At 72.3% G+C, this 20,054-nt stretch carries 26 protein-coding genes; 12 read left to right on the forward strand and 14 right to left on the reverse strand.

Annotation, left to right across the window (positions count from 1 at the left end):
- Positions 1–13: 13 nt before the first annotated feature.
- The 6 genes from ACTRO_RS04095 to ACTRO_RS04120 all read right to left on the reverse strand — a co-directional run bounded on the left by ACTRO_RS04095 (position 14) and on the right by ACTRO_RS04120 (position 5,181).
- Positions 14–937, reverse strand: a complete 924-nt coding sequence (locus ACTRO_RS04095; RefSeq protein ID WP_034261235.1) for a ribonuclease Z — start codon at positions 935–937, stop codon at positions 14–16.
- Positions 938–1,156: 219 nt separating this feature from the next.
- A complete protein-coding gene (locus ACTRO_RS04100) occupies positions 1,157–1,531 on the reverse strand; it encodes a hypothetical protein (protein ID WP_034261237.1) in 375 nt (124 codons plus the stop codon).
- Positions 1,532–1,604: 73 nt separating this feature from the next.
- Positions 1,605–2,516, reverse strand: coding sequence for a M48 family metalloprotease (locus ACTRO_RS04105; protein WP_034261239.1), 912 nt, complete (start codon positions 2,514–2,516; stop codon positions 1,605–1,607).
- 54 nt (positions 2,517–2,570) lie between these two features.
- The gene (locus ACTRO_RS04110) at positions 2,571–3,191 is read right to left on the reverse strand and encodes a class I SAM-dependent methyltransferase (protein WP_051450279.1); all 621 of its coding nucleotides are present in this window, start codon (positions 3,189–3,191) and stop codon (positions 2,571–2,573) included.
- Positions 3,188–3,847 (reverse strand): DUF1707 SHOCT-like domain-containing protein, encoded by a 660-nt coding sequence (locus ACTRO_RS04115; RefSeq protein WP_051450280.1) that lies wholly within the window; start codon positions 3,845–3,847, stop codon positions 3,188–3,190. Before ACTRO_RS04115 ends, ACTRO_RS04110 begins: the two co-directional genes overlap by 4 nt.
- A gap of 80 nt (positions 3,848–3,927) precedes the next feature.
- Positions 3,928–5,181, reverse strand: coding sequence for a hypothetical protein (locus ACTRO_RS04120; protein ID WP_034273019.1), 1,254 nt, complete (start codon positions 5,179–5,181; stop codon positions 3,928–3,930).
- 177 nt (positions 5,182–5,358) lie between these two features.
- Between ACTRO_RS04120 and ACTRO_RS04125 the strand changes: the two genes are divergently transcribed.
- A complete protein-coding gene (locus ACTRO_RS04125; protein ID WP_245594293.1) occupies positions 5,359–6,471 on the forward strand; it encodes a M24 family metallopeptidase in 1,113 nt (370 codons plus the stop codon).
- Positions 6,472–6,535: 64 nt separating this feature from the next.
- Positions 6,536–7,498, forward strand: coding sequence for a phosphotransferase family protein (locus ACTRO_RS42710; RefSeq protein ID WP_051450281.1), 963 nt, complete (start codon positions 6,536–6,538; stop codon positions 7,496–7,498).
- 21 nt (positions 7,499–7,519) lie between these two features.
- Here the strand turns inward: ACTRO_RS42710 and ACTRO_RS04135 are convergent, their stop codons facing one another.
- Together ACTRO_RS04135 and ACTRO_RS50225 are read right to left on the reverse strand one after the other, a co-directional pair.
- On the reverse strand, positions 7,520–7,909 hold the full coding sequence (locus tag ACTRO_RS04135) for a PPOX class F420-dependent oxidoreductase (RefSeq protein ID WP_034261243.1): 390 nt from the start codon (positions 7,907–7,909) through the stop codon (positions 7,520–7,522).
- Positions 7,910–7,986: 77 nt separating this feature from the next.
- Complete coding sequence (locus ACTRO_RS50225; RefSeq protein ID WP_051450282.1) at positions 7,987–8,529, reverse strand: SRPBCC domain-containing protein; 543 nt, start codon at positions 8,527–8,529, stop codon at positions 7,987–7,989.
- A 66-nt stretch (positions 8,530–8,595) separates the two neighbouring features.
- Between ACTRO_RS50225 and ACTRO_RS04145 the strand changes: the two genes are divergently transcribed.
- The 6 genes from ACTRO_RS04145 (at position 8,596) to ACTRO_RS46785 (ending at position 12,121) form a co-directional block, all read left to right on the forward strand.
- A complete protein-coding gene (locus ACTRO_RS04145; RefSeq protein WP_034261245.1) occupies positions 8,596–8,985 on the forward strand; it encodes a cupin domain-containing protein in 390 nt (129 codons plus the stop codon).
- Positions 8,986–8,992: 7 nt separating this feature from the next.
- Positions 8,993–10,210 carry an MFS transporter gene (locus ACTRO_RS04150; protein WP_084315954.1) on the forward strand — a complete coding sequence of 406 codons (1,218 nt, stop codon included), beginning with the start codon at positions 8,993–8,995 and terminating at the stop codon, positions 10,208–10,210.
- A gap of 7 nt (positions 10,211–10,217) precedes the next feature.
- Positions 10,218–10,796, forward strand: a complete 579-nt coding sequence (locus ACTRO_RS04155; protein ID WP_034261247.1) for a DNA-3-methyladenine glycosylase I — start codon at positions 10,218–10,220, stop codon at positions 10,794–10,796.
- Between the two features lie 188 nt (positions 10,797–10,984).
- A complete protein-coding gene (locus tag ACTRO_RS04160; protein WP_051450283.1) occupies positions 10,985–11,497 on the forward strand; it encodes a DUF6924 domain-containing protein in 513 nt (170 codons plus the stop codon).
- Complete coding sequence (locus ACTRO_RS04165; RefSeq protein WP_034261249.1) at positions 11,481–11,825, forward strand: hypothetical protein; 345 nt, start codon at positions 11,481–11,483, stop codon at positions 11,823–11,825. The genes ACTRO_RS04160 and ACTRO_RS04165 overlap by 17 nt, the downstream gene beginning before the upstream one ends.
- Positions 11,826–11,866: 41 nt before the next feature.
- Positions 11,867–12,121 carry a hypothetical protein gene (locus ACTRO_RS46785; protein WP_157435743.1) on the forward strand — a complete coding sequence of 85 codons (255 nt, stop codon included), beginning with the start codon at positions 11,867–11,869 and terminating at the stop codon, positions 12,119–12,121.
- Here ACTRO_RS46785 and ACTRO_RS04170 read toward each other — a convergent pair.
- The gene (locus tag ACTRO_RS04170) at positions 12,110–12,721 is read right to left on the reverse strand and encodes a TetR/AcrR family transcriptional regulator (RefSeq protein ID WP_034261251.1); all 612 of its coding nucleotides are present in this window, start codon (positions 12,719–12,721) and stop codon (positions 12,110–12,112) included. The two genes, ACTRO_RS46785 and ACTRO_RS04170, sit on opposite strands and share 12 nt — an antisense overlap.
- Before the next feature lie 85 nt (positions 12,722–12,806).
- Here ACTRO_RS04170 and ACTRO_RS04175 point away from each other — a divergent pair, with 85 nt between their 5' ends.
- Positions 12,807–13,475, forward strand: coding sequence for a peroxiredoxin-like family protein (locus ACTRO_RS04175; RefSeq protein ID WP_211244090.1), 669 nt, complete (start codon positions 12,807–12,809; stop codon positions 13,473–13,475).
- A gap of 7 nt (positions 13,476–13,482) precedes the next feature.
- On the opposite strand, the gene ACTRO_RS04180 is transcribed toward ACTRO_RS04175, so the two are convergent.
- Positions 13,483–14,238: a class I SAM-dependent methyltransferase gene (locus ACTRO_RS04180; protein ID WP_034261253.1), complete on the reverse strand. Its 756-nt coding sequence runs from the start codon at positions 14,236–14,238 to the stop codon at positions 13,483–13,485.
- A 101-nt stretch (positions 14,239–14,339) separates the two neighbouring features.
- Between ACTRO_RS04180 and ACTRO_RS04185 the strand changes: the two genes are divergently transcribed.
- On the forward strand, positions 14,340–15,071 hold the full coding sequence (locus tag ACTRO_RS04185; RefSeq protein WP_051450284.1) for a lysophospholipid acyltransferase family protein: 732 nt from the start codon (positions 14,340–14,342) through the stop codon (positions 15,069–15,071).
- A gap of 64 nt (positions 15,072–15,135) precedes the next feature.
- Here the strand turns inward: ACTRO_RS04185 and ACTRO_RS04190 are convergent, their stop codons facing one another.
- From ACTRO_RS04190 to ACTRO_RS04200, 3 genes are all read right to left on the reverse strand, one after another.
- Positions 15,136–15,873, reverse strand: coding sequence for a histidine phosphatase family protein (locus ACTRO_RS04190; protein ID WP_051450285.1), 738 nt, complete (start codon positions 15,871–15,873; stop codon positions 15,136–15,138).
- 185 nt (positions 15,874–16,058) lie between these two features.
- Positions 16,059–16,253 (reverse strand): hypothetical protein, encoded by a 195-nt coding sequence (locus ACTRO_RS04195; protein WP_034261255.1) that lies wholly within the window; start codon positions 16,251–16,253, stop codon positions 16,059–16,061.
- A gap of 176 nt (positions 16,254–16,429) precedes the next feature.
- Entirely contained in the window at positions 16,430–17,464 is a 1,035-nt protein-coding gene (locus tag ACTRO_RS04200) for a tyrosine-type recombinase/integrase (RefSeq protein WP_034261257.1), read from the reverse strand.
- Positions 17,465–17,504: 40 nt separating this feature from the next.
- Between ACTRO_RS04200 and ACTRO_RS47930 the strand changes: the two genes are divergently transcribed.
- Positions 17,505–17,663: a hypothetical protein gene (locus tag ACTRO_RS47930; protein ID WP_169739813.1), complete on the forward strand. Its 159-nt coding sequence runs from the start codon at positions 17,505–17,507 to the stop codon at positions 17,661–17,663.
- Here ACTRO_RS47930 and ACTRO_RS42720 read toward each other — a convergent pair.
- On the reverse strand, positions 17,651–19,222 hold the full coding sequence (locus ACTRO_RS42720) for a hypothetical protein (RefSeq protein WP_051450286.1): 1,572 nt from the start codon (positions 19,220–19,222) through the stop codon (positions 17,651–17,653). The two genes, ACTRO_RS47930 and ACTRO_RS42720, sit on opposite strands and share 13 nt — an antisense overlap.
- A 163-nt stretch (positions 19,223–19,385) precedes the next feature.
- Between ACTRO_RS42720 and ACTRO_RS47935 the strand changes: the two genes are divergently transcribed.
- A complete protein-coding gene (locus ACTRO_RS47935; protein WP_034273040.1) occupies positions 19,386–20,039 on the forward strand; it encodes a maleylpyruvate isomerase N-terminal domain-containing protein in 654 nt (217 codons plus the stop codon).
- Positions 20,040–20,054 lie beyond the last annotated feature (15 nt).

A 20,054-nucleotide genomic window follows, 5' to 3' on the forward strand; every position in this document is an offset into this window, starting at 1 on the left:
GCCGTCCGCCGGTTCAGTGCCGCCGCTTGGGCACCTGCACCCGCATCAGGTCCTCGGCGACGTACAGCTCGCCGTCGAAGACCTCGCGCGCCTCCCGCTCGAACGCCGCCGGATCGGTGTACCGCTGCGAGAAATGGGTGAGCACGAGCGTGCGCACCCCGCACTCGGCCGCGACCCGCGCCGCCTGACGCGCGGTCAGGTGTCCGTGCTCGGCGCCCAGCGCGGCGTCCTCGGTGAGGAACGTCGACTCGATCACGAGCATGTCGGCATGGTCGGCGAGCTCGTACACGCCGTCGCACAGCCGGGTGTCCATGATGAAGGCGAACCGCTGCCCGACCCGCGGCGCGCTGACCTCGTCGAGCTCGACCACGCGCTCGCCGATCGTGATCCGCCCCTCCCGCTGCAGCTCGCTGATGTGCGGCCCGGCCACGCCCGCGGCCGCGAGGCGGTCCGGCAGCATGCTGCGACCGTCCGGCTCGATCAGGCGGTATCCGTACGCTTCGACACCGTGTGAGAGCCGGACGGCCTCGAGGCGGCCGAACCCCGAGTCGGACTCGTGTGCGAGCACGGTGCGCTCGCCCCAGGCCGGCACCTCGCGCAGCACCTGGCGGCGGTACTCCGGCCAGGTCCAGCACAGCCGGTCGAACAGGTGTTGTCCGGACATCGGAAAGTGGCAGTGCACGGGGTGCTCGACGTGCTCGTTCGCCATCCGGGAGAAGATGCCGGGCAGGCCGAAGCAGTGGTCACCGTGGAAGTGCGTGACGCAGACGCGGTGGATGTCGCCGGCGGACACGCCCGCGAAGGTCATCTGCCGCTGCGTGCCCTCGCCGGGGTCGAAGAGGAGGCCGGTGTCGTCCCAGCGCAGGAAGTAGCCGTTGTGGTTGCGGGTCCGGGTGGGGACCTGCGAGGCGGTGCCCAGAACGATCAGCTCGCGCATTCGGTCATGGTAACGGCGCCCGCGCGCAGGCCGCAGCGCATTTCGCCGCCTCGGCCAGGCAGGGGTCAGCCCTCACTCGCGGCGACGGCGTCAGCCGTTCGGCCTCATCATGGCAAGCGCTTACTATGACCCCCGTGCTCGCACCGGCAACCGTCACCTGACCTCCGCGCACCGCGACCGCGCCGAGCGCAGCCGACAGCCCCGCCGTCCGCCTCCCGCTCAGCGCTCGCGGAAGCCGCCGAGGAAGCGCCGGAAGAGCCCGCCCTCGCGGGGCAGCGGGGCGTTCGGCTGCGGCGGCGTGGCACTGCGGGTGGCGATCGGCTGGTCGTAGTCCGTGCCGGCGATCGCGGCGACCACCTGGGGCAGGTCGTACTCCTCCGAGCCCGGGATCATCGGGACGAAGCCCACCATCATGCCGTCCCGCATGACCTGGGCTTCGAGGCCCGGGGTGTCGTCGGTGTCCCAGATCGCCTCGCGGCCGTCCGGCAGCACCACGCGCACGCCGATCTTGTACACACCCTCGCGCGCGAGGTGGGCGTTCACGCCCACCTCGCGCAGTGCGTCGACGACCCGGAGCGCCTTGTTCTCTTCCATAACGCCAGGCTAACCCAGGCCACCGGGGTCAGGTCATGCTTCCGCGGCCATTCTTCGGCCCGTCTTGCGCCGGCTAGCGCAGCGCGGCCGCGATCCGCTCCAGCCGTTCGATCCGGGCCTCGACGCTCGGGTGGGTGGAGAGCAGCTGGTGGCCGGTCTTGCCGGCCGCCTGCACCGGGCAGAAGTAGAACGCGTTGAGCGCGGTGGCGTGGCGCAGGTCCTTGTGCGGGATCCGGGCGGCCTCGGCCGAGGTCTTGACCAGCGCGGCGGACAGCGCCGCCGGGTTGCCGGTCAGCTGCGCGGCGGCCTGGTCGGCGGCGAACTCGCGATAGCGCGAGAGCGCGCGGACCAGCAGCACCGAGACCAGCCAGGTCGCCGCGGCCAGCGCGGTGACGGCCAGCGCCACCAGCAGGAACTGCACCATGCCGCGGGCCCGGCCGGCGATCAGCATCAGCCGGGCGCCGAGGCGCGCGGTCAGGCCGGCGAGCACGCCGATGAACGAGGCGACCGTCATCACCACGGCGTCCCCGTGCGCGACGTGCGCGAGCTCGTGCGCGAGGACGCCCTCGAGCTCCTCGTCCTCGAGCTGGGCCAGCATCCCGCGGGTCACGCACAGCACCACGTTCTCGCGCCTGCGGCCGGCGGCGAAGGCGTTGGGCAGCGACGAGGACGCGACGGCGAGGCGCGGCTTGGGCGTGTCAGCCAGCGCGCAGAGCCGGTCCACGATCGCGTGCAGGCGCGGCTCCTGCTCGGCGTCCACCTCCTGCGCGCCGGCCACCCGGAGCGCGACCTTGTCGCAGGAGAGCATCTGGAAGGCGAAGAAGCCGGCCACCGCCGCGACGCCCAGCGGCCACCACCGCCCGAGCACGAGTATCAGGACCGCGATGGCGGCCGCGTACGCCAGAGCGAGCGCCCCCATCACCGTGAGCATCCGCACGGACAGTTGACGGTCCGTCCGGAACCGGGATCGAGCCGTACTCGCCATAGTCGTCCTCCCCTTGGACGCCTGCACGCCTTGCGCGGGATCGCCGCCTTTTCCTCAATGTACTCCCGAGTTGCGAGATGCGTGTAGGGTCAGCCAGTTTCGGTGGGTGGAGGTGCGCGAATCGCAGATCACCGAGAATCCCGCCTGTGCCAACGCGTTCGTGATCGCCTCGGCGGCGTGGTAGACGAAGTAACGCCGCTGCTCGTCCTCCCGGTACGCGACCTGTTCCCAGCCTTCGCCCTCGCCTTCGGCGATCAGCAGGCCCAGTCGGCCCTCCGGACGCAGTACCCGGTGGAACTCGTCGAGCACGCCCGGGACCGTCTCGCGCGGGATGTGCAGCAGCGCGGCCGAGCACCAGACCCCGTAGAGCGCGCCGGTGCGGATCGGCAGGGCCCGCATATCAGCCTGCGCCAGCTCGGCGATCCCCAGAGCGCCGAGCATCTCGAAGGACAGGTCGAACCCGTAGGCCCGCAGACCCAGCTCCCGCAGGCGCTCGGTCTGGTGCCCCGGGCCGCAGCCGATGTCGCCGACCCGGGCCCCGGCGCCGAGGGCTTCGCGCAGCCGGGCGAGGTGCGTCGTGGCGAGCCAGTCGGCCTCGCCGCGCCGCTGCCGGCCGGCGTAGTCGGCCGCGATGGCGGTGTACGTGTCCTGTGTCTCGCGGAGCGCGTCGGTCACAGGTGTCTGGCCGCGTGCATCTCCTGCCAAAGGAGTCCGAAGTTGTCCGCGCCCGCGCGCATGATGGTGACCTTGCCCAGCCGGGCCCGGCCCACGATCCGGATCAGCGGGCCGTCCTCGGGCTCCTGGCCGGCCGCGTCCTGCGGACTGCGGGAGCGGCCCCACACCGCCCACTTGCCGAGCACCGCGCCGCCCTCGTCGATGATCCGCGCGTTCGCCGGCACCCGCAGCACCAGTTTGCCGCAGAAGGAGTTGACCGAGACCGTGATCTCCCGGCCCGGCAGCACCGCGTCGGACATGTCCACGATCAGGGCGCCGAACAGCGCCCGAAGCTCGGTGTGCCGCCCGGGCACCCAGCGTCCGCCGCGGTGCACCTTGCTCAGCGTCGCGGTGACCTCCTGGCGCACCGTCGAGTCCGGGAGCACCACGTTGCCGCTGCGTTGCTTGGGCAGGTCCCGCGTGATCGGCTCGAGCTCCCCGTAGGTGCGCGCGGCGTAGACGGCCTCGAGCCGTTCGGCGTGCTCCTCGCTGGTGAGCCGGCCGACCGCGAGCGCCTCGCCGAGGATCACCGCCACCTCGTCCCGGTCCCGGTCGGCTGCACGCTGGTCAAGCTGGTCCCCGCTGCGTGCGGGCAGGTCTGGCAGATCTGCAGGCATGCGCAGGAGTGTAGCGCCGATGGGCGCTAAACGCGATATGTCGCGTCTCACGCAGGGGAGTGCGCCGTCCGGGGTCCGGCCTAGGCCTCGGCCTTGCGCTCGATCCGGTAGTGCAGCACCAGGAACGGCAGCCCGAAGACCCGGAACGCGTGCTCAGCGCGCAGCTGCCCGTCCTGGACGTGGACCTCGAGCTGCTCGGCGAACCCGTGCACGGCCGCGGCGGTCAGCTCGCCGGTCTCCCGGTCCACGTAGGTCAGATAGTGGCCCGGCTGGTCCGACAGGTCGCTGCGGCTGGTGAGGGTCAGGCCGCCGTCTTGCCGGTGCAGCGGGATCAGCGTGGCGGTGAAGTTCATCTCCGGCAGCGGGAACCCGACGCGCACGTAGCCGCGGTCCTCGTGCCGGTAGGTCGTGTAGATCCCGACGTAGATCGGCTCGTCGTCGTCCGCGAACGAGCGGATCCAGCCGCGCAGCAGCGGCTCGTCGGGGGAGGAGGGCAGGATCGTGTCGATCCGGCTGTGCACCCCGCGCAGCGCGTCGCGCTGGTTCATCGGCACGTTCGCCTGACCCAGCGGGCGGGCCAGCGCGGTGCGGTAGAGCAGGTAGCCCGGGCGCACCCAGGATCGCCACTCCGGCACGATGTCCAGCTTGAAGCGCGTGGTGTGCTGGTAGAACTCGGCCACGAGCGGATCGACGAGCTCGGGGTGGAACTGCGGGCCGTCGAGCTCCTCGAGCGAACCGATGATGCCGACGTCCGCGGTGTCGCGCACGTACTCCCGGCCCAGCCTCTGCGCCAGCTCGTCCACGTACCCGACGCCGACGTAGCGCGTGTGCGCCGAGAGCGGCAGGACGAACGGCAGCTGCTCCGGCCCGACCCGCTCCGCCAGCATGCTGATCTGCTCGTCGCGGAAGGCGAGCGCCGAGATCACGCGAAACGCCGTCACGGCCGCCGCGGCGGTGACGGCCGGGCTGGTGCCCGGCGCGCCGTAGCGCAGTCCCGCGCCGACCGCCGCACCGAGCAGCGGCCCGAGCGCCACCTTCTGCGGCCGCAGGCCCAGCGCGCCGGCCGCCGCGCCGGCGGCCGTGCCCACCGCGAGCGGCCCGGCGCCGGTCACCTGCCCGCCGATCCAGCCGAGCGGAGCCGCCACCGCCGCGCTGGCGGTGATCCGGGCCCAGCGCGCCGGGATCTGCCCGGGCTTCTGCCGTGCCCGCGCGACGGCCTCGACCGCGCCGAGCCCGGCCGCCCCGGCCAGGGCGCCGAGGGTGACGGCGCGCGGCCCGTGGCCGCTGCCGAGGGCGGCTCCGGCGATCGCGCCGAGCACCGAGGAGGTCGCGATCTGCTGGCCGCGGGTGGGCGGCTTGCGTCCGCCTGTCGCGTCGTCAGCCGCCGCGCCGGGGGCGCCGATCGGCGTGGTGAGGGCGGGGGACGAGGCCGGGGAGTGCGCGCCGGGGTGATCCACGTCCCGGAGCGTACCGGGTCGCCGCCCGCTGTTGCGCGGATCTACCCTGAGCAGGTGACCGACGAACTCTTCTCCACCGATCGCCTCGACGCCGCCCGCAAAGCCGCGGCCGACGCCGGGCTCGACGCGCTGATCGTCACCCCGGGCGCCGACCTGCGCTACCTCACCGGCTACGACGCGCTGCCGCTGGAACGGCTGACCTGCCTGCTGCTGCCGGTCGAGGGGGAGGCGGTGCTGATCGCCCCTCAGCTCGAGGTGCCCGCCGCCGAGGTCTCGCCGGCCGGCGCGCTGGGCATCGAGATCGCCGGCTGGGCCGAGACGCAGAACGCTTACGCCTTCGCCGCGGCCCGGCTGCCGAAGGGGATCGGCGCGGTCGGGGTGGACAACCACATGTGGGCGGAGAAGCTCGTCGGCTTCCGCGACGCGATGCCCGGGGTGCGCCAGGAGTTGGCCGGCCCGGTGCTCAGCGCCCTGCGCATGCGCAAGACGCCGCAGGAGGTCGAGGCGCTACGCCGTGCGGGTGACGCGATCGACCGCGTGCACTCCCGTATGGGTGAATGGCTGCGGGCCGGACGCACCGAACGGGAGGTCGCCCGCGACATCGCCGAAGCGATCCTGGCCGAGGGACACGTCCGGGTCGACTTCGTCATCGTCGCCTCCGGCCCCAACGGCGCCAGCCCGCACGCCGAGGCCTCCGACCGCGTCATCGAGCGCGGCGAGCCGGTCGTGGTGGACATCGGCGGCACCATGCCCGACGGCTACTGCTCCGACTCCACCCGCAACTACGTGCTCGGCGACCCGCCCGCCGAATACGCCGAGTACCACGCGGTGCTGCTGCGCGCCCAGCGGGCGCAGACCGAGGCCGTGCGCCCGGGCATCACCGCCGAGCAGCTCGACGCGATCGGCCGCGACATCATCGCCGAAGCCGGATACGGCGAGTACTTCGTGCACCGCACCGGCCACGGCATCGGCCTCGAGACGCACGAAGAGCCCTACATCGTCTCCGGCTCGGCCCGGCCGCTCGAGCCCGGCATGGCCTTCTCGGTCGAGCCGGGCATCTACCTGCCCGGCCGGCACGGTGCGCGGATCGAGGACATCTGCGTGTGCACGCCGGACGGCGGCATCCGGCTCAACCTGACCAGCCGCGAGCTCGGCATCCTCGTCTGACAGACCCGGCATGGCCCGCGAAAACCACTCGCGGGCCACGCGGCCGCGCTCGTAGCATCCTCGAATGCTGCCATCAGCCGACCGTGACCTGACCGAGCGTCTGTTCGCCCTCCTGCTGCCCGGCAGCGGCCCCGTCGCCGAGGTGCGAGCCCTCGAGGGCGGCTCCGTCAGCCCCGTCCAGCAGGTCTCCTTCACCGATCCGGCCGCGCCCGACGTCGTGCTCAAGCTCGGCCTGGGCCAGGAGAAGTGGACGGTGCTCAAGGAGGCGCACGCCTACCGGCGGCTCGCGGCCCACGGCATCGGCCCCATCCCGGAGGTCCTGGCCGGCGGCGAATCGATGGAACTGCTCGACGGCGGCTCGTGCGTCGTGATGTCCCTGCTGCCAGGGTGCACATTCGCGAAAGTGGGCGCCGAGCTGACTCAGGCTCAGACGCGCGACGTTTACGAGCAGCTCGGCGCGATCCTCGCCCGCATCCACGCCATCCCGATGCCGGCCTTCGGCTACACCTTCGACGACATCCTCGACCCGCTACCCGACAACGCCTCCCACATGGCGGGCTTCCTAGCCGACGGCCTGCGGGACTACCGCGCTCACGGCGCCGACGCCGGGTTGGCCGACGCCATCGCCGAGACCGTCGAGGCGCGAGCCGCCGCGTTCGCCGAGTGCCAGGCGCCCGTGCTCTGCCACGGCGACGCCCACGAGGACAACGTGCTCGTCGTCCCCGGCCCGGACGGGCGCTGGATCATCAGCGGTCTGATCGACCCGGCGAACATGCAGGCGGGCGACCCGGTGATGGAACTGGTGCGCACGGACCGGTTCGCCATCGCCGGCGACGAGGACAAGCTCGCCGGCCTGCTCGCCGGTTACGGCCGCGGCGGCGACCGGTGGCCGGCGGAGTGGGAGCCGCGGATGTACCTCTACCGGATCCTGCTGGCCCTGGAACTGCGCAACTGGTTCACCGACCGCAGCCCGCAGTTCGTCCCGGCCCTCGACGAGGAGCTGCGCACCCTCGTCGAGGGCCGGTAGCCGCGACGGAATGAGCTCGGCCTAGCGCGCGTCGATGATCTTCGTCGGCCGCACCGCGATCGCGACCCGGTCCTTCGCGTCCGGGGGCACCGTGGCCTCGCCGTTGTAGTGCGCGGACAGCCGCTGGTAGAGCTCGCCCTCCGGGTCGGCGTCGACGCGCTCGACCACGCCGCGCACCTCGACGTAACCGTACGGGTTGCGCGCGTCCAGGAACGCGATCGAGACACGCGGCTCGTGCTGGATGTTCTTGTACTTCTGCCGGAAGGTCGTGTGGGTGAACCAGACGAACTCCCCGTCCCAGACGAACCACATCGGGTTCACCTGCGGCTGGCCGTCCGGGCGGATCGTGCCGAGCTGGACGAAGACGGGCTGCTTGAGCAGCTGCTCCACGGAATCAGTGATCTGCACCATGCAACGACCCTAGATCAATGCCGAGCCGGGGCGCCAGCGGCTCCGAGCACCCCCGGCAGGGCCCGTCTGACGGCGGATCACACCGGCTCGTCCTCCGGCACGGTCCAGCCCTCCGGAGGCGCCACCGTGGCCGCGTCCGGCCCGAACGCCGCGACGTACACCGGCGCGAGTTCGCCCCACCGCTCGCCCGGGCGCCACAGCCGGCCGCCGTCGAGGTGCGTCTCGAGCAGATCCAGGCACTCGTGCCAGCCCGCCCCGTCCCGCGCGGCCTTGCCCAGTTCCTCCAGCGTCACCAGCAGCTCCAGCCGGGTGCCGGCCCCGCCCACGGTCAGGTCGAACTTGAGCGTGTCCGGACCCCACAGGTACTCCAGCACCCGCGGCTCGCGCACCTGCAGCACCGTGCCCGGCATCGGCGGCAGCTCCTGGCCGCCGAAGGTGAACTCGAGCGGCGCCCCCACCGCCCACTCGCCCTTCACGCCGCTGGGGAACCACTGGCCCAGCTGCTCCGCCTGGGTCAGCGCGGCCCAGACCTCCTCCGGCGGGCGGCCGAGCTCGCGTTCGTACCGCAGCGTCCACAATTCGCCGAGCCGGGTCAGTACCCCGTGCCGCACCACGTCCATGCCTCCACCATGCCCCTTACATGCTGCCAGGTGCGCGAGGCTGGGCCGTTCGGGCAAGATCGTCTCGTGACGTCCTTCGATCTTTCCGCGCCCTTCGCCCTCGAGGTGGCCGACGCCGAGCTCACCGAGTACCCGCTCGACCCCGAGCAGATCCACGCCGGCGACCCGCGGGTGGCCAGCCTGACCCTGCACGAGGAGTTCGACCCGGCCACCGGCCGCATCGTCGAGCGCGGCATCTGGGAGATCACCCCGGGCGTGGTCGCCGACGTGGAGGCGGACGAGCTGTTCGTCGTGCTAAGCGGCCGCGCCACGATCGAGTTCGCCGACGGCCCGACCCTCGAGGTCGGACCGGGCTCGGTGGCCGTGCTGCCGGAGGGCGCCGTCACCCGCTGGACCGTACACGAGACGCTGCGCAAGGTGTACCAGATCACCTCGGCCGCCGAGTCCGAAGCATAATCAGCAGGTGGACCCGACGGTGCAGGAGCAGCACGGCGGACTGCGCAGCTACCTGAGCCTGCTGCGGACGCCCGGGGCCAAGGGGTTCTCCGGGGCCGGGTTCGTCGCGCGCATGCCGCTGTCCATGATCGGTATCGGCACGGTGCTGCTGGTCGAGCGGGAGACCGGCAGCTACGCGATCGCCGGCACCGTCTCGGCCACCGCCGCCTTCGTCCAGGCGATCGGCTCGCCCGCGCTCGCCCGGCTGATCGACCGGCGCGGGCAGTCGGCCGTGGCCCCGCCGGCCGCGCTGGCCAGCGCCGCATCCCTGGTCGGGCTGATCCTCGCGCTCCGCTTCCGGGCGCCCGAATGGACGTTCTACCTCTGCGCGGCGCTCGCCGGCCTGCTGATGCCCTCGATCGGGTCGATGGTGCGGGCCCGCTGGTCGAAGATCTACTCGGGTACGGCGACGCTGCACACCGCCTACGCCTTCGAGTCCGTGGTCGACGAGGTCGTCTTCCTCATCGGGCCGGTGCTCGTGACGTTCCTGACCACGCAGGTCGCCCCCTCCAGCGGGCTGAGCTCGGTCGCGGCGTTCCTCGCCGTGGGCACCGTCGCGCTGTGCGTGCAACGCTCGACCCAGCCCGATCCGGCTCCGGCCCGCGGCGGCTCGCCGCTCGGCGCGCTCACGGTCCCGGCGGTGCGGGTGCTGCTGCTGGTGTTCGTCGGCACCGGGACGCTCTTCGGTTCGGTCGAGGTGATCACGGTGGCCTTCGCCCAGCAGCACGGGCACGAGTCGGCGGCCGGGCTGCTGCTCGCCGTCTACGCGTTCGGCTCTCTGGTCGCCGGCGTCGTGTTCGGCGCGATCCACCTGGCCACGCCGCTTCCGCGCAAGCTGCTGGTGCTGCTGTGCGCGATGGCGATCACAGCCGTGTTCCTGCCGCTGGCCGGAAGCATGTGGCAGCTGGCGGTGACGCTGCTGGTGGCCGGGTTCACCATCGCGCCGACCCTGATCACGTCGTTCGCGCTGGTCGAGGATCTCGTGCCGGCGGCGCTGCTGACCGAGGGCCTGGCGGTGGAGAACACCGGGCTGGCTCTGGGCGTCACCTTGGGCGGCTCGATCGGCGGTCCGCTGATCGACGACCTCGGCGCCCAGCACGCGTTCGTGCTGAGCTCGGCCGGCGCGGTCGCGGCCTTCATCGTGGCCGTGCTGCTGCGCCGTGGGCTGCGCGCCGCAGCCGTATGATTCCGCGATGGACGAACACGGTGTGACGATCGGCGAAGACGGACTGGCGCGCTGCCCGTGGGGCAACGGCGACCCGCTGTACGTCGGCTACCACGACCAGGAGTGGGGCCGGCCGGTGCGCGGCGAGGACGAGCTGTTCGAGCGGATCTGCCTGGAGGCCTTCCAGTCCGGACTGGCCTGGATCACGATCCTGCGCAAGCGCGAGGCGTTCCGCGCCGGGTTCGCCGGGTTCCGGATCAAGCAGGTCGCCGAGTTCGGCGACGCGGACGTGGCGCGGCTGCTGGCCGACGAGGGCATCGTGCGCAACCGGGCGAAGATCAACGCGTCGATCGCCAACGCCCGCGCGGCGCTCGCCCTCGGGGGAGGGCTGACCGAGCTGATCTGGGGCCACGCGCCGAAGGGCCGGCGCAAGGCGCCCGCCTCGACCCAGGACGTGCCGGCGGTGACTGCGGAGTCGACGGCCCTGGCCAAGAGCCTGAAGCAGTCCGGGTTCGTCTTCGTCGGCCCGACCACGGCCTACGCGTTGATGCAGGCGTGCGGCCTGGTCAACGACCACCTGGCGAAGTGTCACGTACGCAAAAAATAACAGGCCCAACACTGCCGAACCGATCCCTCCACCCGAGATCCCGGCCGACCCTGCGGTCTCAACCTCAAAGGCCTCCGACTCAACACAGAACGTTTCCGGCCAAGCTGATGGACGGGCTGTCGACACATAGTCAGACCTGCGTCGAGAATGGTGGATCGGGCGGAAGGTCCGTCAAGCGAGGGATTCACGTGACCCGCTCCATGTCGATGGCAGGCCGCGACGATTACGACGCGCTGGTGGTACGAACCGCGTACGGCGACGATCAGGCTTGGGACGAACTCAGGCGCCAGCTGCTCGGGGCGCGAGGTGTGGACTGCAAAGCCGGCGTCTGGTTCATCGATGATCCTGCCTGGGCTGGGGCGAGTACTGACGAGGTGCTTGAGGCGAGCCGTCTGGACCCGGGCTGCTGTGTGGTGTTCATCGCCGACGCGGTGGCCATGGAAGCAGCACGCCACGCGCTTCTCGCGGTGACCACGGACACGCGCGAGAGTCTGGGTGACGAAGAGTACGAAGCGGAGACCGTGTTCGGACGCGAGTTCCGGGTCGCTCCCGGCGCTGTGCTTCCGATCGAGGCGGATCGTCTTCTCGGAAGATGCGATTTTCGGGACTACTGCTGTGCTGCGCACGAGCAGCCCGATGGGGTGTTCCGCGGTTTCGAAGGCGCAGAGCCAGGGTGGTGGGGTGATGGAGGAGCCGCGTGAGTACTTGGATCCGGCGTATCAGGATCTTATGGCTGCCTTGCAGCAGTCCAGGCGTCGGTTGGCGGACTTGGCCACCGCGCGCAAGCGCTTTGAGCACAGGCTCGGGCAGCTCCACAACGCGAAAGACAGTGCGGCGGCTCAGCTCGAGCGTGCCCGTGCTGCTGGAGATGTGGAGCAGGCCGATGCGCACTCGGGTGCGCTGATGGGCTTTCAGGCGCAAATCGACGCCGTCGATGCCGAGTGGAGGGCGTCGGTGGCTCTGGAGGGGCCGGCGAAGCGCGAGGCGGCGCGGTTGGAGGCTTTGGCTGAGGAGCACCGCCACGGTTGACTCCGTTCCATCCGCGGGCGTGGCCTCCTACACTGCCGTTCGTGGATCAAGTGGAGGACAGCCGGCCGTTGCGCTGTACGGCGTGTGGATCGTCGGCGCTGGAAGCAGGGTTTCTGTACAACCGGGCGCAGTATTCCGGCGGGCGTGACTTGTGGGTCTCCGGTGCTCCGGACATGGGCGTCATGGGCAAGCCGAGGGGGCTGAATGCGCGTCGGACGGGTTACGTCGTCGTGTTCCGCTGCCGGGATTGCTGGCATTTGGAGCATTACGTGCCGGAGCTGCGCTTAGGGCCGTAGGCCTCTGAGCACGGTCGCGAGGCCCACGCGGAATTCTTCGGCGGGGTCGATGTGGGCGGCGGCTCGGGCGGTGTGGGCGAGGTGGGGGTAGCGGTCGGCGGGCAGGTCGGCGAGGGCTTTGGTGCCGGGGCCGTCGAGGGGGCCGTGGTGTTGGACCTGGAGTGCGCCGAGGATGTAGCTGAGCAGGGTGCGGAAGGCGATGGCGCGGGTGGTGCCGTCGAAGCCAGCGTCGCCGAGGACGGCGAGGATGGCTTCGCCCCAGCGTTGGGCGTGGGTGGAGTCCTGGCGGTGGGTGAGCAGCAGGGGGATCGCGGCGGGGTGGAGCAGGACGGCTTCGCGGGCGCGGTGGGCGAGCTGGGTGATGCGCTCCTGCCAGGGTTCTTCTTCGCTGGTGCGGTCATCGAGGTCTTCTAGGACGAGGTCGACGATGAGGCGTTCGAGTTCGTCGCGGTCGGTGACGTAGCGGTAGAGGCCCATGGTGCTCAGGTGCAGTTCGGCGGCGACGGCGCGCATGGACAGGCCGGTGGCGCCGTCGCGGTCGAGGACGTCGAGGGCGGCTTGGGCGAGTCGGCGGGGGGTGAGGGAGCGGGGGCGCGGCATGGTGGCTGACAGCGTATCGTGTACGCTTACGGTCGTAAGCGTACGGCGCACGCTTATCGCGTGCCCGGCATTCGAGCATGGAGGGGTGGAGGGCGAAATGACGCGTAATGCCTCGGGGCGGGTCTCGGCAGAGGTCTCAGGGGAGCAGCGGGCGGCCGGTTCGCGCGGAGCGGTGCGGATTGCACCGTTCGACGTGGTCGGGCGGCGGGAGTTGCGCACAGTGGAGGGGGAGGCGGTGGCGGTGCCGGATGCGGGGCAGTTGACGCATCTTCAGTTCCGTCGCTTCGCCGGGTGTCCGGTGTGCAACCTGCATCTGCGGTCGATGACGCGGCGGGAATCGGAGATCAAGGCAGCGGGGGTGCGTGAGGTGGTGTTCTTCCATGCGCCGGCCGATGAGTTGCGGCGTTATGTCGCGGATATCCCGTTCGCGGTGGTGGGTGATCCGGAGAAGGTGGCGTATCGGGAGTTCGGGGTGGAGGCGGCGCCGCGGGCGTTGTTGGATCCGCGGGTGTGGCCGACGATCGCGCGGGCGGTGGGGGTGGGCCTGTGGGACGTGCTGCGGGGTCGTAAGCCGATGTTGCCGTCGGGTACTCCGCACGGGGGTCGGGTCGGGTTGCCTGCGGACTTCCTGATCGCGCCGGACGGGACGGTGCTGGCCGTGAAGTACGGCGCGCATGCCGGTGATCAGTGGTCGGTGGACGAGCTGCTGGGGTTGGTGCGGGAGGTGAGGTGGTCTGGGCAGGCGGGGGTGTGATGGCGGGTCAGGGTGTGGCGTGGGCGGTCCAGAGGGTGAAGGGGGTGCCGCCGTAGCCGGGCAGGGGCAGGGGTCGGATCTCGTGGAGGGTGAAGCCCGCCTGGGCGAGGAGGCGGGCGTTGTGGTCGGGGCTGCGGTGGTGGGCGGTGGTGCGTAGGCGGGTTCCGTCGGCGAGGGTGTAGTCGATGGGGTAGGGCTCGCCGGGGCGCGGTTCGGCGGCGGCGTGGGGGTGGCCGTAGCGCAGGAGTTGGAAGTCGCGTCCGATTTCTCCGGGTTCGATGATGGCGAAGACGGCGTGGGGGCGTAGGGCGCGGCGGGTTTCGGTGAGCAGGGCGAGGGTGTGGGCGTCGGTGGGTTGGTGGCAGAGGGTGAGGTGGGCGAGGGCGGCGGTGCATTGGTGGGGGCGTAGGGGGAGGCGGCCGGCGCGGTCGGGGGTGGTGCGCAGGATCCAGGCGTCGTTGTGGCGTTGTTCGCCGATGCGGTGGAGGGTGGGTGAGATGTCGACGGCGTGGGTGCGGGTCCAGTGGTGTTCGGCTAGGTGGTGGGCGTATGCGGCGATGCCGGCGCCGAGTTCGAGGATGACGGCGTCGGGTCGGCCGAGCAGGCGCCGGGGTGTGGCGGGGGTGAGCAGGGGGGTGAGGGCGGGCCAGGCGGTGTCGCGGTCGAGGAGGTCGATGCGGGTGGCGTAGGCGGTGGCGAGGCGGTGGTCGGTCCAGCGGGTGGGGTGGTGTGGGGAGGGGTCGGGGTGGTGGTTGGGGTGCATGGGGTCATGGTGGGGGCGGCGGTTGGTTTGTCGGGCGCTGTCCGGATGGTGTCGTCGGGTTGCCACTCGAACGAGGGGAGGCCGTATTCTTCGGTACCGTCGTGGCCGAGTGGTCGGCCGTTCGGCGCTGTGCGGACTTAGAGAGGCTTGGCGTGTTCTACGCGTTTATGAAGGTCTTGGTGAGGCGGCTGACGCTGGTGGTTCTCCGGCCGCGGATCGAGGGCCGGGAGAACATTCCGGCGTCGGGTCCGGTGATTCTGGCTTCGAATCATCTGTCGTTCATCGATTCGATCATCATTCCGCTGGTGTCGCCGCGTCGGGTGGCGTTCCTGGCGAAGGAGGAGTACTGGACCACGCCGGGGATCAAGGGGTGGTTCATGAAGGGGTTCTTCACCGGGATCGGGGCGGTGCCGGTGCGCCGGGGTGATCACCGGGCGGCGCAGGCGTCGTTGGACACGTCGCTGGAGGTGCTCGAGTCGGGGGTGGCGTTCGGGATCTACCCGGAGGGGACGCGGTCGCTGGACGGGCGGCTGTACCGGGCGAAGGTGGGGGTGGGCTGGCTGGCGCTCAAGTCGAAGGCGCCGATCGTGCCGGTGGGGATCGTGGGCACGGACGAGGTGCTGCCGGTGGGGGCGAAGTTCCCGCGGTTGATCCGGATGACGCTGCGGTTCGGGGAGCCGTTCACGGCCGATCAGGTGGAGTTCCCGGGTGAGGCGGTGGCGGAGAACTCGCGGGCGCGCCGGGCGGTGGCGGACGCGGTGCTGACCGAGATTCAGAAGCTCTCGGGTCAGGAGTACGCGGGCGTGTACAACGAGCGGCCGGTCGAGGACTGATCCGGAGCTGACGCTGGCGCCCGCGCGTCGCCGCGCGGCTGCGGCCGGGCCCGCCGCCGGGCCGTCAGGCGGTGCGGCGGTCCGGGGCGAGGTGGGCGGCGTCGTTGGCGCGGGTGAGCCTGAGGCGCGGGGGGTCGGCGGCGGGGTCGAGGTCCCAGCGGTTGACGGTGGCGTTGCCGACCGCGCCGTGCTGGTCGAGCAGGCGCAGGAGTCCGGGTTCGTCGAGCGGGTCGAGGATCATCCGGAGCATCAGGACGACGGCGTCGTGCGCGACGATGAGCAGGTGGGTGCCGGCTGCTTCGGCGAGGGCCTCGGCGAGCACGGAGCGGACGCGCAGTTGGACGTCGGGGAGGTTCTCGCCGCTGGGGGGCCGGAAGTAGTAGCGGCCGACGTGTTCGCGGCGGGCGATCTCTTCGGGGAATTTGTCGCGCAGGGCGGCTTCGGTGAGCATCTCCCAGGAGCCGGTCTCGCGGTCGCGCAGGCGTTCGTCGACGCGGATGCGGGCGGGTGCGGTGGCGCCGTGTTCGCTGAGGCAGGCGAGGGCGATCTCGAGGGTGTCGCGGGCGCGGCGGTAGGGGGAGCAGTAGACGAGTTGCGGGGGGTCGTCGGCGAGGCGGGCGCCGAGGTCGGCGGCTTGGGCGCGGCCGAGGTCGGTGAGCGGCAGGTCGGCGTCGCGTTCGGTGATCGGGACGGTGAGGGCGCCGGTGGCGTGGGCGTGTGCGAAGGCCGCGTTGGCGGTGGACTGGCCGTGGCGGACGGCGGTCAGCGCCGTGGGCGGCTGCGTCGCGGGCGTGGTCGGCACACTCGTCCCCTCCTCGCTTGTGTCGGGGCGCCGCTCGGCGCTTTCCTCGTCTTTTGTCCTCGTGTGTCGGTTCTGTCGCAGACTCCTACTTTACCGGTGGGTTATCGGGTGCGCCCGGGCGTTCTGGTGCATCAGGGGGCGCCCTTTCGGCCGGGTTCCGCGCCCCGAGGGGCGGGCGTGGTGGGTTACGGGTGCACGGAGTCGATGAGGTTGGCGATGGTGGTGTCGAGGCTGTTGATCTGTGTGGCCAGGGTGGTGGAGGCGAGGTAGAAGCCGAAGATCGCCGCGACGAGGGCGTGCGAGAGCTTCATGCCGCCCTTGCGGATGAGCAGGAACGCGACGACGCCGAACAGGAGTACGACGGGGAGTGAGAGGGTCACGCTGGTACTTCTTTCCGGTGTTTGGGGTCAGTCGCCCTCCATCCTGCGCGCGGGTGGCGCGCTTCGCCGGGTCGGTGCGTCCATCTGGCTCACGGCGGGGGTCGGGGCCGCAGGTGGGAGCCGGTCGCGGGGGGTGAGCGGGGTGGGACGGGTCGTGGGGTGGGCCGCGGGGGTGGTCAGCCGAGGGCGGCGGCGACGAGGTGGGCGGGGTCGCGTTCGAGGCGGCGGGCGGAGCGCTGGTAGCGGCGGGTGGTGCGGGGGTCGGCGTGGCCCATGGCGTCCTGGAGGTCGTCGAGGTCTGCGCCGCGGTCGGTGGCGAGGGTGGCGAAGGTGTGGCGCAGGGAGTGGGGGGTGATGGTGTCGGGGTGGGGCAGGCCGGCTTCGCGGGCGAGGGAGCGGACGAGGCGGAAGACGTGGGTGCGGTCGACCGGGCGGCCGGCGGCGGTGGTGAAGAGCGGGTCGGGTTCGGGGGCGGGGGTGGCCGGGTCGCGGGGTGCGGGCAGCGGTGCCTGGCCGGGTGCCGGGTCCTGCGGGCGTTGCCGGGCGGCGGTTTCGCGGGCGGCGACGTAGCGGTCGAGGGCTTCGGCGGCGGCGGGGGGTAGGGCGCGTACGACGCGTTTGCCGCCTTTGCCGTGGATGGTGACGGTGCGTTGGCCGCCGGTGGTGCCGAGGGCGGCGGGGGTCAGGGCGCAGACTTCGGTGACGCGTACGCCGAGTTGGAGCATGAGCCGGACCATGGCGGTGTCGCGCAGGCCGGTCAGGCCGGGGCGGGCAAGTGCTGCGGCGAGCAGGCGGCGGGCGGAGGGTTCGTCGAGGAACGCGGTGGCGGTGTGGTCGCGGTCGACGCGGGGGCGTTCGGCGGCGGCGAAGGGGTTGCGGTCGTGCAGGTCGCAGGCGATGAGGTAGCGGTACCAGGAGGAGACGGCGGCCATCCGGCGGGCGGCGGAGGAGGCGGTGAGGCCGGGGCCGGCGGTGCGGTCCTGGAGGTGGGCGCCGTAGAGGTCGGCGTCGGGTTTGCGGGCGAGCAGGGGGTGGCGGCCGGTGCGGGTGCAGAATGCGGCCCAGGAGTCGAGGTCGCGGCGGTAGGCGTCGCGGGTGGTGGGTTTCTTCGCGGCGAGCCAGGCTGTGGTGGCGTGGGCGAGGTCGTCGGCGGTGCCGCGGGGGCGGGGTGCGGGGGTGTGGGCGTCGTCCTGGAGTTGAAGGTCCGTCACAGGCGCATGGTAGTGGGCGGTGTTCGGGTAAGGGGTGTGCGTGTGTTGGAGTCCTGCGGCGGGTGCGGTGGCCGGCACGGTGGTCTCGGGGCTGGGGGTGGCCGTGCTGGTGTGGGTGCGGCGCGGCCCGGACACCGTGCGGCAGGGGGCTGCGACGGTGTCCGGGCCGGGGGTGGTGGGCGGGGGTCAGGCCGGGTAGAAGGCGGCGTCGGTGTCGCCGAGTTCTGCTTCGCGGTCCTGTCGGGCGCGGCTGTAGGCGGCGTCGTAGCCGCCGAGGGCGTCGAGGACGTCGGCGAGTTCCGCGGCGGTCAGCCCGAGGCTGTTGGCGAGCTTCATGGTGTTGGGGGGTATGGGGGATTCGGCCATGATCTGGGTGATGCGGGCCGCGAGGTCGGCGTCGAGGGCGCGCGGGGGTCCGGGGGCCGGTTCGGGGTCGGGGTCGGGCTCGTCGGCGTAGACGGGCTCGGGGTCCGGGAGGGTGGCGGCGACGAAGCGGACGGGGGCGAGGATCTGCTCGCGGGCCGGGGCGGGGTAGCCGGGCGGCGGCGCGGCGGCGTAGCCGCGGCCGTTGGCGGCGTGGGCCGCGTGAGCGCCGTTCGCTGCGTTGGTCCCGTTGGTGTACGCGGCGGGGGCGGGCGGGGCCTGGCGGGCGCCGGGGATGTGGAAGGCGGGGGGTGCGGCGGCGATGGCCTGTTCGGCGGCGGAGACGAGCGCCGGCAGCGTCAGCGGCAGTTCGTCCGCGGGCACGGCGGGCGCGGCGGCCGTTTCCGAAGCAGGAGTCGCAGGAGCGGCTGCTGCGGCGGCGTGCCGGCGGGTGGCTGCCGGGCGGGCCGGCTGCGCCTGCGCGGGTATGGACTCGGCCTCGGCCTCGGTCTCGCTCGGCGCCTCGTCGAGGGCGTCGGTGAGGATGTGGCGCATCTGGCGGGCGCGCTCGCGGTCGATGACGGCGTCGTCGCCGCCGAGGCGGGCGAGGACGTCGAGGATGGCCTGGCGGCCGAGGTGGGTGTAGAGGGCGCGGGGGTCGGCCTGCATGCGGGCCTGTTCCATCAGCCGGGCGTGGGCGCGGTCGCGGCGGCGGGTGGCGTGGCGGCGGGTGAGCACGCCGGCGCGCTGGGCGCGGTTGTCGGCGCGCACGAACCGGTCGATGCGGCGGTTGGCGTCCTCGGTTTCGAGGTTCGCGCCGAGGGCGGTGGCCAGGCCGAGGCGTACGGCGATGCGCTTGTAGGACAGGAGCCAGCGCACGGATTCGGCGCGTCCCTCGGCGGCTCGGCGGGCGCGGCGTTCCGGGACCATGCTGCGTTCCCAGAGCCAGGCGGCCACGAGCGGGGCGCCGAGGCGGACGAGGGCTTCCTGCGGGGAGGTGGCCTCGGAGGCGGACATGAGTCCTGATGCGGAGGTCAGCACCCATACGGCGATGCCGTCGGCGCCGGCCTGGCCGTCGCGGGCGACGTTGGCGCGGGCGCGCAGCGCGGAGGCGAGCACGGATATCTCCATGAACGCGAAGAGCACGGCCTGGATCCAGACCGGCAGGTGCATGGTGCGGGAGAAGAAGTGCCACATGCCGGTGGCGGCGACGGAGGAGGCCATGGCGGCGGCGACCACGGTGAGCGAGTCGGCGGCCTTCTTCCCGCGCAGCGCGCGGGTGGAGCGGATCAGTACCAGGATCAGGACGATCGCGGCGATGAGTGCGGCGAGGCCGGCGACGGCCTGCGGGAGGGGGCCGGCGGTGTCGAACCAGTGCTTGAGCTGCTGGGGCACGGGCGGGTCTCCTCGGGGCGGCGCGCGGGTCGTGCGGCGGGTGGGCGCGGTGCGGGGGGCGGGCTGGCTGCCATGGTTCCACAGGTGGCGGTGCGTCAGGTCATCGGCGGGGCAAGCGCGGTTCCCTAGCGTACAAATGTTCGGGCGCGTAGTCTTCCGGTTCGTGCAGAGGATCTTCGAGGATTTCCTGGCCGCGGCGGACGCGGCGGTGGGCCTGATCGCTTCCGAGCAGGTGGCGGCGCGGTGGGGCGAGGCGAGTGCGCTGGCGGGTTTCACCGTCGGCGGCCTGGCGGCGCACCTGGGCTGGCAGGTGCAGAGCGCGGACCTGGCGCTCGGGGCGCCGCGTCCGGGGCCTGGTGCGGCGGTGACGGGGCTGCTGGAGCATTACGCGCGGGCGGCGTGGGTCGGGGCGGAGCCGGACGCGGCGGTCAACGTCGGGATCCGGGACGCGGGTGAGGAGCGGGCGAGGGCGGGTGCGGGGCAGCAGGCGCAGTTGACGCGGGCGGCGCGTGAGGAGTGCGCGGCGGTGCTGGGTTCGCCGGGGTTCGAGCCGGAGACGGTGATCGCGATGCCGTGGATCGAGGGGCGGGCGATGTCGGCGCGGGATGTGCTGACGACGCGTCTGATGGAGCTCGTGGTGCACGGGGACGATCTGGCGGTGAGCCTGGGTGTCGCGACGCCGCAGTATCCGGGTTCGGCGTTCGAGACGGTCAACGATCTGCTGGTGCGGGTTTCGGCGGCGCGGCACGGGTCGCTGGCGGTGTTGCGGGCGCTCTCGCGGGCCGAGCGGGCCCCGGCGTCGATCGCGGCGTTCTGATCCACCGGCGCCCGC

Source organism: Actinospica robiniae DSM 44927, assembly GCF_000504285.1.
Lineage (GTDB): Bacteria > Actinomycetota > Actinomycetes > Streptomycetales > Catenulisporaceae > Actinospica > Actinospica robiniae.

What these genes read in the sequence shown, in the direction of transcription:
- ACTRO_RS04155 (WP_034261247.1), top strand. Translation starts at nt 10,218, where the DNA reads ATGGACGAACACGGTGTGACGATCGGCGAAGACGGACTGGCGCGCTGC.
- ACTRO_RS42710 (WP_051450281.1), top strand. Translation starts at nt 6,536, where the DNA reads ATGCTGCCATCAGCCGACCGTGACCTGACCGAGCGTCTGTTCGCCCTC.
- ACTRO_RS50225 (WP_051450282.1), bottom strand. Translation starts at nt 8,529, where the DNA reads ATGGACGTGGTGCGGCACGGGGTACTGACCCGGCTCGGCGAATTGTGG.
- ACTRO_RS04165 (WP_034261249.1), top strand. Translation starts at nt 11,481, where the DNA reads ATGGAGGAGCCGCGTGAGTACTTGGATCCGGCGTATCAGGATCTTATG.
- ACTRO_RS04100 (WP_034261237.1), bottom strand. Translation starts at nt 1,531, where the DNA reads ATGGAAGAGAACAAGGCGCTCCGGGTCGTCGACGCACTGCGCGAGGTG.
- ACTRO_RS04170 (WP_034261251.1), bottom strand. Translation starts at nt 12,721, where the DNA reads ATGCCGCGCCCCCGCTCCCTCACCCCCCGCCGACTCGCCCAAGCCGCC.
- ACTRO_RS04180 (WP_034261253.1), bottom strand. Translation starts at nt 14,238, where the DNA reads ATGCACCCCAACCACCACCCCGACCCCTCCCCACACCACCCCACCCGC.
- ACTRO_RS04135 (WP_034261243.1), bottom strand. Translation starts at nt 7,909, where the DNA reads ATGGTGCAGATCACTGATTCCGTGGAGCAGCTGCTCAAGCAGCCCGTC.
- ACTRO_RS04115 (WP_051450280.1), bottom strand. Translation starts at nt 3,847, where the DNA reads ATGCCTGCAGATCTGCCAGACCTGCCCGCACGCAGCGGGGACCAGCTT.
- ACTRO_RS04095 (WP_034261235.1), bottom strand. Translation starts at nt 937, where the DNA reads ATGCGCGAGCTGATCGTTCTGGGCACCGCCTCGCAGGTCCCCACCCGG.
- ACTRO_RS04105 (WP_034261239.1), bottom strand. Translation starts at nt 2,516, where the DNA reads ATGGCGAGTACGGCTCGATCCCGGTTCCGGACGGACCGTCAACTGTCC.